Raw genomic sequence first — 12,578 nt, 5'->3', positions numbered from 1 at the left:
TTCCCTTGTGATGAATTGATGGTCAGTCAGCTTTCGGCCCGGACGCGGAAGCGGCTCCGGTAGTCCCCCGGCGTGGTGGAGAGCCGGTCCCGGAACACCCGGTGCAGGGTCTCGACGGAGCCGAAGCCGCAGGCCCGGGCGACCCCGGGCAGCGGGTGGTCGGTGCGCTCCATCAGCCGGCGCGCCGCCTCCAGCCGCAGCTCCTCGACGTACGCCCCGGGCGTCGTACCGGTCTCCGTACGGAACACCCGGGCGAAGTGCCGCTCGCTCATGGCGAGCCGGCCGGCGAGGGCGGGCACCGACAGGTCGGCGTCCAGGTGCTCGCCGATCCAGCGGCGCAGGTCCCGCAGGTCCGCCCGGCCGCCCGGGCGGTGGGCCAGCGGGACGCTGAACTGGCTCTGGCCGCCCGGGCGTTGCAGGTACATCACCATGATCCTGGCGATCTCCAGCGCGAGGTCGTCGCCGTGGTCCTCGGCGACCAGCGCCAGGGTGAGGTCCATCGAGGTGCTCAGGCCGGCGCTGGTCCACATCCGCCCGGAGCGGATGAACACCGGATCGGCGTCCACCTCGACGGCCGGGTGGTCGGCGGCCAGCCGCTCGGCGGTCGCCCAGTGGGTGGTCGCGCGGTGCCCGTCCAGCAGCCCGGCCGCCGCCGTCACGTGCGCGCCCGCGCAGACCGAGGCGACCCGTCCGGCCCGTGGCCCGGCCTCCCGCAGCCAGGCCACCACGGCCTGGTCCACCCGGGGCACCGGCCCGTCCGGCCCCAGGTCCACCCGACCCGGCACCAGCACCGTGTCCGCGCGGACCCGCGCCTGCGCCAGCGTCCCGGTCACGTGTAGCGGCACCCCCGAGAAGGTCTCCACCGGCCCGCTCCGCTCGGCGCACACCCGCACCTCGTACCCGGGCCGCCCGGGCGGCAGCAGCCGGCCGGCCAGCGCGAAGATCTCGGCGGGCCCGGCCACATCCAGCGCGTTCACCCCGGGGAACACCGGGACCACGACCAGATGCGGCAGGCGGAGTGCGTCGTCCATGCCCCCACCCTCGCCCGGAGGCGGCCGTGGCGGCAATGACGGGAGTCTGCAAGATCCGGCCATCGCCCCGGGTCCGCTCTTCATCCGCAGGAGAGGGCCTACGCCCCCGGCCGTGCCGCCCCCGCGACCAGCGCCCGATTGACCCTCCTCCGCCTCCCGGCGGCAGGATGGCCCGCATGTGGGGCAAGTGGATCGACTGCCGGGTACGGCCCGGAGCACACGAGGCGTTCGCCGCCGGCCAGCGCCGCTGGTCGGCGATCTCCGACCAGCCGGGCCTGGTCGGCCAGACCGGCGGCTGGGCGCCGGACGGCGACCGCGCCCTCCTGCTCGCCCTGTGGGCCGACGAGCCCGCCTACACCCGCTTCCTGCGCGAACGCCACGACCGGGCCGCCGCCGACGCCGCCCAGCACTCCGCCTACAGCGCGATCGAGGTCGCCACCGGCCCGGTCGTCCTCACCATGCCGGGCTCCTCCCCGTCCCTCCCCGACGCCCTCACCCGCGCCACCGTCCTGCGGGCCGCCGACTGCCGCCTCCACCCGGGGCGCGCCGACCACTTCCTCGACGTCCAACACCGCCTCTGGGCCCCGGGCATGGCCGCCGCCGACGGCATGCTCGGCGGCGCCGTCACCCGCCTCGCGCCCGACCGCTACCTCGTCACCACCCTCTGGACCACCCCCGCCGCCCACCACGCCTACACCACCGACCACCTCCCCGCCCTGCTCCCCCGCGCCGCCGTCCCCACCGACGTCCACACCCTCACCGGGCACCTGCTCCCGCTCGAACCGTCCTGGCTGGTCCTCCCCGTCCGGTCGCCGTGACGGGGCCTGTCAGGGGCCGGCCCTACACTCCGGGCCATGTCACTGCCGCACTCCGTAGGCTCCGTCGACGACCAGCTGTCGGTCCTCGACTCCCTGCTCGCCGCCCCGTTCCCCGAGCGCGCGGACACGAGGACCGAGCACGGCTGGGGCGGCCCCGGGCACCAGCTCGCCGTGCTCCGGGCGAGCCGCGACTTCTGGGACGCCCCGGGCCCCGAGACCGTCACCGAGGCCGAGGAGGAACTCGAAGCCGACCTCACCGCCCTGACCGCCGTCCTGGCCGACCGCTGGGGCGCCCCGGACACGATCGACCTCTGGTCCCACCTCGGGTACGACCAGCCGGACTTCGCCGACACCGACGGGCCCGAGCCGCTGGTCTCCCTGGCCTCCCTCGTCTTCCACCTGCCGGTGTGGCGGGTGCCGTCCACCGGGCGCTGGGTGGGCCTGATCATCGGGCAGGCCGACCGGGAGTTCCCGCTCGAACTCCTGGTCGCGATCGGCGAGGAGTCCTGCCTGCCGCGGTGAGACCCCTCGCGCCGTCGCCGCCGGACCGGGCGCCGACCGCGCGGGGCCGCGCCGCGCCGTCACCCTGGTGCCCCCGGCCGGTGGGCGTCGCAGTACCAGCCGCCCGGATACAGCCGGGCTCCCGGCGCTCCGCACGGGATCCGGCCCGCCGAGCAGATCTCCCGCCGCACCGGCGGGATCACCCGATCGGAGGTGAGCGGCTCGCCCACCGGGTCGTACGGGTCCCCGGGCAGCAGCAGCCGATGCGGCGGGCGGTGCGGAGCGCGGCGCCGCTCCGGCACCCGCGGGTGGTCGGCTCCGCGCTGACGCGGGACCACCGGCCGGTCCGTCCGGTCCGCCAGCACCCCGCCGTTGGCGAGGAAGCGGCGCCGGTCCGCCTCGGGCGCCCAGAAGCGCAGCGGGCCGCCGTTCCGGGTCCGTTGGGTGATCGGCACATACACGCCGCCGGCGACCCGGCGCACGAAGTCGTCGATCCGCGGGACCAGCACCGCCCACCTCGGGTGCCACCGCCCGCAGCGGCCGCCGCCGCCGCGCACCTGGCAGGGCCGCGGGCTGACGCGGTCGCACTTCAGCAGTTGGAGGGTCCGCACCCCGCCGCGCAGCAGCAGGTCGCGGTCCTCGCGGATGGCCCGGGCCGGCAGGTTGTCGGTGCGCACCCAGTGGACCTGGTCGATGAGCGGCGCGTTCGGGTCGACGGTGTGCCAGACCGCGGTGATGCCGTCCTCCCGCGCCAGCCGGTTCCGACGCCGGACGGACTGCGCGCTGACGTACGAGAGTTGGGGCTCGAACCCGAACCGGCGGCCGTCCGCGCCGGTGACCAGGACGGCGGGCCGCCGCCCGTCGGCCGTCCCGGCCCCGATCTCGACGGCGTGCCCGTCGCTCTCGGCGGCCCGGGCATAGCGCTCCTGGTAGGCCTCGCGCTGCTCGTCCTGGGCAGCGGTGTGGGCCCGGCGGTGCGGGTTGTGGTGGGAGGCGATGCGCCGACCGCGCCGGAACGACAGGTACATCCACTCCGGCTGGTCGGGGCGGGCGTCCCGACAGATGGGGCAGAGCAGCCCGCGCTGGGCCACCGGCCGCCGGTCGGCGCGCAGCCGGTGCCACAGGCCGGGCTGTTCGGGGACACCGAGGTCGTCTCGGTCGAGGTCGAGGAGGCGGTCGAGGTCGGTGTTGAAGACCAGGTTGCGCGTAGGGAGTTCACCGTCGTACTCGTTCATGGCGTCTCATCTCTGCCATCAACCACGAGAGGGAACTTCCAGTCTGCACCGGGGCACCGACACCCGGGCCCGCTACCGTGCTGCCGGACGGAGCCGAGGGTGCACGGAGGGCGCAATGACGGACAGGGGTTTGCGGGAGCGGAACCAGCGGGAGCGCGGGTTCGAGGTGCGGGCGATCGGGTGGGTGGAGTCGCCCTTGCTGGAGCGGGCGGGGGCGCCGAGGCAGGGGGACGAGGGCGCGCCGGAGGCGTGGGTGGCCTTCGAGGCCGAGGTGGAGCGGGGGCTGCGGGACCTGGTGGCCGGGCAGGAGGTGCTGTTGCTGACCTGGCTGCACCGGGCGGACCGGGAGGTCTTGGCGGTGCGTCCGCGCGGGGACCGCTCCCGGCCGGAGACCGGGGTGTTCGCGACCCGCTCGCCGGACCGGCCGAACCCGATCGGGCTGCACCGGGTCACCGTCCTGGCCGTGGACGGCCCGCGGCTTCGGGTCAGCGGACTGGAGGCGATCGACGGCACCCCGGTGCTGGACGTGAAGCCGGTGCTGCCCGGGCTCGCCGAACGGTAGCGGGTCGGCGGGGGCGGCGGGGGGCGCCGTCGCCGGCCCGGGCAGCGCATGACGGTGGCAGCGCGCCGTCAGCGGCCCGCCGTGGCGACGAGGCGGGCCAGGGCGGCCCGGGCGGGTGGGCCCCAGGTGGGCTTGCCGCCGGGGCGGCCGTGGTCGCCGGCGTGGCCGATGCGCAGGCAGGAGAGGGCGCGCAGCACCGCCCAGCCGCGGGCTCGGCGCAGGGTGGCGGGGTCCGGGGCGGGCCGGTAGGCCGCGTGGAAGCGGTCGGCGGCGCCGTCCGGCAGCAGGATCCAGGCGGCGGCGAGGTCACCGGCCGGGTCACCGGCGAAGAGGTCGCCGAAGTCGATCACACCGCAGAAGGTGCCGTCGGCGGTGAGCACGTTGGCCGGGTGCAGGTCGCCGTGGAGCCACAGGTCCGGGCCCGTCCACTCCGGCGCGGTGACGGCGTCCTCCCAGACCGCGCGGACGGCCTCCGGGCCGGGGAGCAGCCCCAGTTCGACGGCCGAGGCGAGCTGCCTGGCGAAGCCCTCGGCGTGGTCGGCCAGCGGTCCGCCGCGGCCGCGACCGGCGGGCGCACCGGCGGGGGCGGGGCGGTGAAGGGCGGTCAGGAAGGCGGCCAGGGTGTCGGCGGCCCGCGCGGCGCGGGTGGCGGGCGCGCGGTCGGCGGGCTCGCCCGGCACCCAGGTGGTGACGATCCACGGCCGCGGGAACCGCTCGGAGGGCTCGCCGAAGCGCTGTGGGACGGGGACGGGCAGCGGCAGGTGCGGGGCGAGGGCGGGCAGCCAGGCGTGTTCCTTGCGCAGCAGCTCGTCCGCCGACGTCGTCGCCCAGGGCAGCCGGACGGCGAGGTCGTCGCCGAGCCGCCACAGCTGGTTGTCCCAACCGCGCGCGCCGAGCGTCACGGGGCGGTCGGCCAGGTCGGGGTGCTGGTCGCGCAGCAGCGCGCGGACCAGCTCAGCGGTGATGTCGGTCCCGGTGTCGGTCATGCCGGGCAACGGTAGTCGGGCAGCGGGGGGCGGTGCCACGGGAACGGGAAAGGGCGCGCCGGGCCCCAGAGTTCGACGGGTGCCGTGCGCCGGCTGCGGAGCGCCGGACGCACCCCCGGACGAGGGCGAGGACGTGCGGCGATCAGCCCGGCCGTTCCGGCGCCCCGTCCGCACCGGCCGCCGTCAGGGCCGGCGGGCGCGACACCTCCAGCCAGACCAGCTTCCCGCCGGCCTCGGGCCGGGAGCCCCAGGCGGCGGAGAGCCGGTCCACCACCCGCAGTCCGTGCCCGCCCGGGCGGCCCGTACCGGCGGACGGGCGCAGCCGCGGCGGGACGGGGCTGGCGTCCGCGACCTCCACCCGCAGCCGGGCACCGTCCCAGTGGAGCCGCAGCTCGCTCGGGCCGCCGGGGGCGTACAGACAGGCGTTGGCGACCAGCTCGGCGACCATCAGCAGGACGTCCTCGGCGGCGGCCCGCCGGTCCTCGTCGACGGCCGGCAGCCACTGCCAGGACACCAGTGCCCGTCGGCTGAACTCGCGGCTGCGCCGCACCGTACCGGGGCCGCCTTCGAGCGCCAGTCGCCTGACCTGCTCCCGGCCTGGCGGCCCACCGTTCCCGGGGCGGTCCACGGCCTGCCTCCTCACCTCGGTTCGGTTCGGACGGTGCGCTGGTGGCCGGGGTGGAGCCGTGGCACGCGGTCGGCCCCGGTTCTCGCGAGCAGCCGTGGCCGGGCCGTCCGAGCGCCCGGTCGCGCCTCCGGCCGGGCGCCCGGCCAGGCGTCCGGCTCGTGGTCCGGCGGGGACGGCACGGGGCCGTCACCGGGTGCACGGTGCCAGGCGGACCTCACCGCTGGTGCGAGCGGGAGCACCGTCCGTCGGCCGTCCATGCCCCGCGCCTGCCCGTTCCCCGCCGGTGCACACGCGCCGTCCGTTCCGTACCACCCCCGGATCGCGCCCGGACGTTAGAGCCCGCCACAACGGGGCAGCCGCCCCGGTGACGGGGCGGAACGGACGGCGCCCGCGGGCCGCTCGCCCGTCCGCACCGCCCCGGTCCCGACCGAGCCGCTCGAACACCTGGAGGACGAGGACGGGCCCGTGAGATTCCTCGACCGCAGCACCGCCGGCCACCAGCTGGCCCTCAGGCTCGCCCCGCTGCTGGGCGGGCGGGCCGGTGCCGGGCTGGTGGTCCTCGGCCTGGCCCCCGGCGGGCTGCCGGTGGCAGCCGAGGTCGCCGAGTCGCTGGGCGCCCCGCTCGACGCCACGGTGGTCCGGCCGCTGACCGTGCCCGGCCACGACCGCCCGGTCGGCGCGATCGCCGACGGCGACCCGCCGCTGCTCGACCGGTACGCCCTGGAGAGCCTCGGGATCACCTCGGCCGAACTGGACGCGAGCGTCAAACGGGAGCGGGTCGAGGTCCACCGCCGCGAGGCGCTCTACCGCCCTGGCCGGGCCCGGCTCCCGCTGAGCGGGCGCACCGCCGTCCTGGTCTCCGACGGGCTGACCGACGCGCTCACCGCCCGGGCGGCCCTCCACGCCCTGGCCGCCGACCACCCGGAGCGGCTGATCCTCGCGGCGCCGGTCGGCGACGCCCGGATCGCGGCCGACCTGCGCCGGGACGTGGACGCGGTGGTCTGCCTGCACCTGCCCCGCTACGCGCACGCCGCCGGGCCCTGGTACGGCGAGTTCCACGAGGTCACCGACCGCGAGGCGGCCGTCCTGCTGCAGCGGCGCACCCCGACGGACGGCCCGGACTGACGATCGGACGACCCCGGCCGGAAAACCCGTTTGCCCGGCGAGGCGTGCACGGACCATCCTCCTGCCATGACCCATCCCCAGCACGTCATCGCCCTGGACGGGGCCACCCTGCGCCGCTTCGACGGCGAGGCGGACCTGCCCGAGTTCTTCGCCGTCATCGAGGAGTCGCTGGAGCACCTGCGGCCCTGAATGCCCTGGGTGGGCGAGCACAGCCGCGCCAAGACCGCCGAGTTCCTCGCCGGCCGCGCGGAACTCTGGGCGAACGGGCGGGACTTCACGTACGCGATCGTGCTCGACGGCGCGATCGTCGGTGCCTGCGGGCTGTTCCGGCGCGAGGACACCCCGGACGAGGTCCGCGAGATCGGCTACTGGCTGCACCCCGCCGCCACCGGGCGCGGGCTGGCCACCCGGACGGCGCGGGCCCTGGCCGACGAGGCCTTCCGCCTCCCCGGGGTGGAGGCCGTCGAGATCGTCCACGACCCGGCCAACCGGGCCAGCGGCGCCGTCCCGGCCCGCCTCGGCTTCACCGAGCACCTGCGCCGTCCCGCCGAGGTGCTCGCCCCGGCGGAGACCGGGGAGGAACTGGTCTGGCGGCTGACCAAGGAACGGGCCTCGGCTCAATAACCCGGTGGCCCCGGCGGTCCGGTGACCCCGGCGGTCCGCAGCCAGGGGGGGAGCGTGCGGACCGCCGGGTGCGCGGCCGGACGGGACGGTCCGGCGGCGCGTCGGGAGCGGACGCGGTCGGAGACCTCTGGCTCCGCGCGGAGCGCCCCATCTCGCACTCCGCGTTCCCGCCGTGGACCTCACCCACGGCATCGCGCGTTCGCTCCCGTGCCCAGGAGACCCTCCCCGCCCTCGCCGATAACACTTTCTTCCGATCGTGCTCCTAGCAAGGCCAGTTGATGATTCATCACACCAACCGAGGCGCGCTATGGCGAAGCAGGAAGTCGGGCTAGGATCACGGCATGGTCACCGCCCGGTCGCCGTTGCGTACACGACGCGCCCACCCCCGAGGGGTGGCGGCGCGGCTGTTCTGGCTGGGCGCCCTGCTGATGGCCGTGTTCGCGTCCCACGGGTTCAGCGCGGAGACCGGCGCCGGGCACACCGATCCGATCCGGATCGTCTGGTCCGCCCACGCCACGGCGGCGGGCGACAGCCCCCAGGCTCCGAACACCCCGAAGGCTCCGCAGCCCACGCGGCCCGCCCACCAGCAGGAGCACGGCGAGGACGCCGACCACCCCGGCGGCGAGTGCCTGTCCGGGAAGCCCGAGGACGGCCCCGACGCCGAGGCCGCCTGGTCGGCCGTCGCCGCCCAGCCCACCCTCGGGGACGCCGCACCGGCGCCCGACCCGACGGGCCCGACGGCCGGAGGCACCGGAGACGCCGGAGCCGGGAGCACCGCTCCCGGAACACTCGAACCCCCGCACCGGATCGCCCGGCTGAGGGTCTAGACCGGCCCCGGGCCGCGCCCCGCCACGCCCGCCACTCGGTGCGGCTCGGCGCCCGTCGCCCGCGTCCACCCCCTCCGCCCCCGCGATCCGCTGCCGCCCCCGCGCGGCCGCGCGGAGTCCCGTCATGCCCATCAGGCTCCTGGCCGCGCTGCTGCTCGGCCTGTTCTCCCTGCTGCCCGTCGGCTGCCCGCAGCAGCACCTCGACCCCCATCCGCTCCGCTCCCCCGCCGCGGCCACCGCCCCGGCCGAGCCGGGCGACTTCCCCGCCGACTCCCTGGAGCGGCACTGCGCGACCGGGGAAGCCGCCGCGCCCGCGCAGCGGTCCGTCCGGTCGACGGCGCTGCCCGCTCCGTCCCCTGCCACCGCCCCCGGCGGGGACCGGGCGGAGCCTGCCGCGCTCCGCCCGACGGCCGCCGCCGGGCGCGCCGCCCGTACGTCCGGGCCGAGAGGCCCGTTGCTGGTCACCGGTCGGTGGCGGATATAGCGGCTCGGCGTCCGTCCGAGCTGCCGTACCTTCCGCCAACCTCCCGACAGGAGACGAGACATGATGTCCCTCACCCATCGCACGGACGACCACGCGGCCCTCAGCGGCCTGGTCGGCAACACCCCGGTCCTGCGGATCGGCGAGCCGCTCGCCCCGGCGGGCCGCGGCTTCTGGGCCAAGCTGGAGGGCTTCAACCCCGGTGGCATCAAGGACCGCCCGGCCCTGCACATGGTCCAACGGGCCCGGGCCCGGGGCGAGTTGCGCCCGGGCGGCCGGATCGTGGAGTCCACCAGCGGCACGCTGGGACTGGGGCTCGCGCTGGCCGGCATGGTGTACCGGCACCCGGTCACGCTGGTCACCGACCCGGGGCTGGAGCCGACCATGACCAGGCTGCTCACCGCGTACGGCGCCGAGGTGGAGGCGGTCGCCAGTGCGCACCCGCGGGGCGGCTGGCAGCAGGCCCGGCGCGACCGGGTGGCCGAACTGCTGGCCCGCCACCCGGGATCGTGGTGCCCCGACCAGTACAACAACCCCGACAACACCACCGCCTACACCCCGCTGGCGCTGGAGCTCGCCGCCCAACTGGGCCACCTGGACGTGCTGGTGTGCAGCGTCGGCACCGGCGGGCACTCGGCCGGCACCTCGCGCGTCCTGCGCCAGCTCTACCCGGGGCTGCGGGTGGTCGGGGTGGACACCGTCGGCTCCACGATCTTCGGGCAGCCCGCCCGGACCCGGCTGATGCGCGGCCTCGGCTCCAGCATCTACCCGCGCAACGTCGCCTACCAGGCCTTCGACGAGGTCCACTGGGTCGCCCCGGCCGAGGCCGTCTGGACCTGCCGCCGACTGGCCGCCTCGCACTACGCCACCGGCGGCTGGAGCGTCGGCGCGGTCGCCCTGGTGGCCGGCTGGCTGGCCCGCACCCGGCCCGCCGGCACCCGGATCGCCGCGATCTTCCCGGACGGGCCGCAGCGCTACCTCGGCACCGTCTACGACGACGAGTACGGCGCCGCGCACGACCTGCTGGACCACCCGCCGGCGGACGGCCCGGACGAGCTCGCCCGGCCGGACGAGCGGGAGGTCACCCGCTGGACCCGCTGCGCCGAGGTGGTCGACCCGCTGACCCTCCCGGGCGCCCCCGGCGGTGCCGCGTGAGGGGGCTGACCGCCCAGTTCCGGGGCCACGAGCGCAGCGTCCGGCTGCTGATGGTCAACCAGTTCACCATCAACCTGGGCTTCTACATGCTGATGCCCTACCTGGCCGCGCACCTGTCCGGCGGCCTGGGCCTGGCCGGCTGGACGGTCGGGCTGGTGCTCGGGGTGCGCAACTTCACCCAGCAGGGCATGTTCCTGGTCGGCGGCACGCTGGCCGACCGGTTCGGCTACAAGCCGCTGATCGTGGCGGGCTGCCTGCTGCGCACCGCCGGCTTCGCCGCGCTCGGCCTCTCCTCCTCGCTGCCCGCCCTGGTGGCGGCCTCGGCGGCCACCGGCCTGGCCGGGGCGCTGTTCAACCCGGCCGTGCGGGCGTACCTGGCACGGGACGCGGGCGAGGAGCGGCGGGTGGCCGCGTTCGCCCTGTTCAACGTCTTCTACCAGGCGGGCGTCCTGCTCGGCCCGCTGGTGGGCATGGCGCTGACGGCGGTGGACTTCCGCACCACCTGCCTCGTCGCGGCCGGGGTGTTCGCGGTGCTCAGCGCCGTGCAGATCCGGTCGCTGCCGGCCCGCCGGGGCTCCGGGCCGGACGAGGGGCACGAGCGTACGGGTGTCCTCGCGCAGTGGCGCGGGGTGCTGGCCAACCGGCCGTTCCTGCTCTTCGCGGGCGCGATGACCGGCTCGTACGTGCTGTCCTTCCAGGTGTACCTGGCGCTGCCGCTGGAGGTCCGCCGGCTGGGCGGCGGCGGCACCGGCGGGACGGTGGCGACGGCGCTGCTGTTCGTGGTGTCCGGGCTGGGCACGATCCTGCTCCAGACCAGGGTGACGGCCTGGTGCCGGGCCCGGATCGCGCCGGGGACGGCCCTGGTCGCGGGGGTGGCCGTGATGGGCGCGGCCTTCCTGCCGCTGCTCGCCGCCTCGGCCCTGCCTGTTCCCGAGGCGGGCCCCGGGCGCTGGGCGCTGGCCGCCGGGCCGCCGGCGCTGGCCGCGTTCCTGCTGGCCCTGGGCACGGTGCTGGCGTACCCGTTCGAGATGGACACCGTGGTCCGGCTCTCCGGGGACCGCCTGGTCGCCACCCACTACGGGCTCTACAACACCGTCTGCGGGGTCGGCATCACCCTGGGGAACCTGCTGACCGGCGCGGCCCTGGACGCCGCCCGCGCGGCCGGGCTCGCCGCGCTCCCCTGGCTGGCGCTGTGCGCCCTCGGGGCGGCGTGCGCGCTCTCGCTGCGCGCCCTCCACCGCGGCCGCCGGCTCGCCGGGTCCGAACCGGTGCCCGCCGTGTAGGAGCGGCACGGCAGCCGCCGAACGGCGGACCCGCGGGCTCACTCCTGAGCCTGCGGGTCCGCCGACACCCCATCAGAAAGCTTGTACCGAACGGTCCGTTTCCTCATACTTCCGGTCAGCGCCGGTCAGGAGCTGATCATCCGCCGTGCTTCCGGAGAGCACCGGCCGGGGTCCGCCCATCGCCTGACCGCGCTTCACGGCCCCAACCCTCAGGGCCGTCGCCCCCCTCTGGAGGAGATCGGTGAGGACCATGCGCCCCACGCCCCGCACCGGAACCACACCCGGCACCACCCGCCGTACCGGCCGCACGCGCCGCTTCCGCCTGCTCGCCGTGGCCCTGGGCCTGCTGACCGCCACCGCGGTCGCCACGCCGGGCGCCGCAGCCGCTCCCATCCCCACCGCCCCCACCGTCCCCACGGCCCCCACCGCCCGGCCGGAACAGCTCCTGGCGGTCAGCGAGGCCATCCTGGGCGCCGAGGTCAACGGCACCGCCTGGTACGTCGACGAGGCCGCCGGACACGTCGTGGTGACCGCCGACAGCACCGTCTCCCCGGTCTCGCTCGCCAAGCTGATGAGCTCCGCCGGCGCCGACGCGTCCACCATCACCGTCCACCGCGTCCCCGGCGCGTTCACCCCGCTGCTCGCCGGCGGCGACGCCATCTACGGCGGCCAGTACCGCTGCTCGCTCGGCTTCAACGTGGTCAGCGGCAGCACCTACTACTTCCTCACCGCCGGGCATTGCGGCAACGTCGCCGCCAACTGGTACACCGACGTCAACCACGCCAACCTGATCGGCCCGACCATCGGCTCGACCTTCCCCGGCCACGACTACGCGCTGGTCCGCTACGACAACGGCGCGCTCAGCCACCCGGGCGGCTTCACCTCCGCCCCGGACGCCGTCGTCGGCGAGGCGGTGCAGCGCACCGGCTCGACCACCGGCACCCACGGCGGCACCGTCACCGGGCTCAACGCCACCGTGCGCTACACGGACGGCAGCACCGTCCGCGGCCTGATCCAGACCAACGTCTGCGCCGAGCAGGGCGACTCGGGCGGCCCGCTGTACGACGGGGCCAAGGCGCTCGGCCTCACCTCGGGCGGCAGCGGCGACTGCACCTCGGGCGGGACGACCTTCTACCAGCCCGTCAACGCGGCGCTCTCCGCGTACCAGGTCAGCGTGTACTGACGCCGTCCCCGCCCGCCGAGCCGTGGGGGGGGGGGCCCCCGGGGGGCGGGCCCCCGCCCGGGCCAGTAGGGGGGGGGGGGGGCCGCCCGACCAACGCACCCAGGATCGCCACCCCCCCACGCACCCCCCCCCCCCCGCC

15 protein-coding genes are annotated in these 12,578 nt (G+C 76.5%); 11 read left to right on the top strand and 4 right to left on the bottom strand.

Going from position 1 to position 12,578, the window contains the following annotated elements:
* Nucleotides 1–26 precede the first annotated feature (26 nt).
* Nucleotides 27–1,031 (bottom strand): GlxA family transcriptional regulator, encoded by a 1,005-nt coding sequence (locus ACFVXH_RS20025; protein WP_387825597.1) that lies wholly within the window; start codon nt 1,029–1,031, stop codon nt 27–29.
* A gap of 176 nt (nt 1,032–1,207) precedes the next feature.
* On the opposite strand from ACFVXH_RS20025, the gene ACFVXH_RS20020 reads away from it, so the two are divergent.
* Both ACFVXH_RS20020 and ACFVXH_RS20015 read left to right on the top strand, forming a co-directional pair.
* Nucleotides 1,208–1,849, top strand: coding sequence for a DUF4937 domain-containing protein (locus tag ACFVXH_RS20020; RefSeq protein WP_387825594.1), 642 nt, complete (start codon nt 1,208–1,210; stop codon nt 1,847–1,849).
* A 36-nt stretch (nt 1,850–1,885) separates the two neighbouring features.
* Nucleotides 1,886–2,371, top strand: coding sequence for a hypothetical protein (locus tag ACFVXH_RS20015; RefSeq protein ID WP_387825591.1), 486 nt, complete (start codon nt 1,886–1,888; stop codon nt 2,369–2,371).
* 59 nt (nt 2,372–2,430) lie between these two features.
* Here ACFVXH_RS20015 and ACFVXH_RS20010 read toward each other — a convergent pair whose 3' ends face one another.
* Nucleotides 2,431–3,585 (bottom strand): hypothetical protein, encoded by a 1,155-nt coding sequence (locus tag ACFVXH_RS20010; RefSeq protein WP_387825588.1) that lies wholly within the window; start codon nt 3,583–3,585, stop codon nt 2,431–2,433.
* Between the two features lie 115 nt (nt 3,586–3,700).
* Between ACFVXH_RS20010 and tsaA the strand changes: the two genes are divergently transcribed.
* Entirely contained in the window at nt 3,701–4,147 is a 447-nt protein-coding gene (gene tsaA / locus ACFVXH_RS20005; protein ID WP_380779718.1) for a tRNA (N6-threonylcarbamoyladenosine(37)-N6)-methyltransferase TrmO, read from the top strand.
* A gap of 68 nt (nt 4,148–4,215) precedes the next feature.
* Here tsaA and ACFVXH_RS20000 read toward each other — a convergent pair whose 3' ends face one another.
* Nucleotides 4,216–5,133, bottom strand: coding sequence for a phosphotransferase (locus tag ACFVXH_RS20000; protein WP_387825585.1), 918 nt, complete (start codon nt 5,131–5,133; stop codon nt 4,216–4,218).
* Nucleotides 5,134–5,275: 142 nt separating this feature from the next.
* Nucleotides 5,276–5,761 (bottom strand): ATP-binding protein, encoded by a 486-nt coding sequence (locus ACFVXH_RS19995; protein WP_387825582.1) that lies wholly within the window; start codon nt 5,759–5,761, stop codon nt 5,276–5,278.
* A 465-nt stretch (nt 5,762–6,226) separates the two neighbouring features.
* Between ACFVXH_RS19995 and ACFVXH_RS19990 the strand changes: the two genes are divergently transcribed.
* The 8 genes from ACFVXH_RS19990 to ACFVXH_RS19955 all read left to right on the top strand — a co-directional run bounded on the left by ACFVXH_RS19990 (nt 6,227) and on the right by ACFVXH_RS19955 (nt 12,439).
* Entirely contained in the window at nt 6,227–6,886 is a 660-nt protein-coding gene (locus tag ACFVXH_RS19990) for a phosphoribosyltransferase (protein WP_387825579.1), read from the top strand.
* Between the two features lie 66 nt (nt 6,887–6,952).
* Nucleotides 6,953–7,075, top strand: a complete 123-nt coding sequence (locus tag ACFVXH_RS19985) for a hypothetical protein (protein WP_387825576.1) — start codon at nt 6,953–6,955, stop codon at nt 7,073–7,075.
* 9 nt (nt 7,076–7,084) lie between these two features.
* A complete protein-coding gene (locus ACFVXH_RS19980; RefSeq protein ID WP_387825573.1) occupies nt 7,085–7,510 on the top strand; it encodes a GNAT family N-acetyltransferase in 426 nt (141 codons plus the stop codon).
* A 341-nt stretch (nt 7,511–7,851) separates the two neighbouring features.
* Entirely contained in the window at nt 7,852–8,337 is a 486-nt protein-coding gene (locus ACFVXH_RS19975; RefSeq protein ID WP_387825570.1) for a hypothetical protein, read from the top strand.
* 124 nt (nt 8,338–8,461) lie between these two features.
* Nucleotides 8,462–8,821 (top strand): hypothetical protein, encoded by a 360-nt coding sequence (locus ACFVXH_RS19970; protein WP_387825567.1) that lies wholly within the window; start codon nt 8,462–8,464, stop codon nt 8,819–8,821.
* Nucleotides 8,822–8,884: 63 nt separating this feature from the next.
* Nucleotides 8,885–9,973: a PLP-dependent cysteine synthase family protein gene (locus ACFVXH_RS19965; RefSeq protein ID WP_375875929.1), complete on the top strand. Its 1,089-nt coding sequence runs from the start codon at nt 8,885–8,887 to the stop codon at nt 9,971–9,973.
* 50 nt (nt 9,974–10,023) lie between these two features.
* Nucleotides 10,024–11,256 (top strand): MFS transporter, encoded by a 1,233-nt coding sequence (locus ACFVXH_RS19960; protein ID WP_387825659.1) that lies wholly within the window; start codon nt 10,024–10,026, stop codon nt 11,254–11,256.
* Between the two features lie 250 nt (nt 11,257–11,506).
* Complete coding sequence (locus ACFVXH_RS19955) at nt 11,507–12,439, top strand: S1 family peptidase (protein WP_387825564.1); 933 nt, start codon at nt 11,507–11,509, stop codon at nt 12,437–12,439.
* Nucleotides 12,440–12,578: the final 139 nt, after the last annotated feature.

The sequence above is a fragment of the Kitasatospora sp. NPDC058184 genome, from assembly GCF_042883725.1.
In the GTDB taxonomy this organism is placed as follows: Bacteria; Actinomycetota; Actinomycetes; order Streptomycetales; family Streptomycetaceae; genus Kitasatospora.
Note: the sequence above shows the minus strand (reverse complement) of the source record. Positions and strands in the feature narration are given on the sequence as shown.

What these genes read in the sequence shown, in the direction of transcription:
- ACFVXH_RS20020 (WP_387825594.1), top strand. Translation starts at nt 1,208, where the DNA reads ATGTGGGGCAAGTGGATCGACTGCCGGGTACGGCCCGGAGCACACGAG.
- ACFVXH_RS20015 (WP_387825591.1), top strand. Translation starts at nt 1,886, where the DNA reads ATGTCACTGCCGCACTCCGTAGGCTCCGTCGACGACCAGCTGTCGGTC.
- ACFVXH_RS19985 (WP_387825576.1), top strand. Translation starts at nt 6,953, where the DNA reads ATGACCCATCCCCAGCACGTCATCGCCCTGGACGGGGCCACCCTGCGC.
- ACFVXH_RS19960 (WP_387825659.1), top strand. Translation starts at nt 10,024, where the DNA reads ATGGTCAACCAGTTCACCATCAACCTGGGCTTCTACATGCTGATGCCC.
- ACFVXH_RS20025 (WP_387825597.1), bottom strand. Translation starts at nt 1,031, where the DNA reads ATGGACGACGCACTCCGCCTGCCGCATCTGGTCGTGGTCCCGGTGTTC.
- ACFVXH_RS19975 (WP_387825570.1), top strand. Translation starts at nt 7,852, where the DNA reads ATGGTCACCGCCCGGTCGCCGTTGCGTACACGACGCGCCCACCCCCGA.
- ACFVXH_RS20000 (WP_387825585.1), bottom strand. Translation starts at nt 5,133, where the DNA reads ATGACCGACACCGGGACCGACATCACCGCTGAGCTGGTCCGCGCGCTG.
- ACFVXH_RS20010 (WP_387825588.1), bottom strand. Translation starts at nt 3,585, where the DNA reads ATGAACGAGTACGACGGTGAACTCCCTACGCGCAACCTGGTCTTCAAC.
- ACFVXH_RS19970 (WP_387825567.1), top strand. Translation starts at nt 8,462, where the DNA reads ATGCCCATCAGGCTCCTGGCCGCGCTGCTGCTCGGCCTGTTCTCCCTG.
- ACFVXH_RS19955 (WP_387825564.1), top strand. Translation starts at nt 11,507, where the DNA reads ATGCGCCCCACGCCCCGCACCGGAACCACACCCGGCACCACCCGCCGT.
- ACFVXH_RS19965 (WP_375875929.1), top strand. Translation starts at nt 8,885, where the DNA reads ATGTCCCTCACCCATCGCACGGACGACCACGCGGCCCTCAGCGGCCTG.
- tsaA (WP_380779718.1), top strand. Translation starts at nt 3,701, where the DNA reads ATGACGGACAGGGGTTTGCGGGAGCGGAACCAGCGGGAGCGCGGGTTC.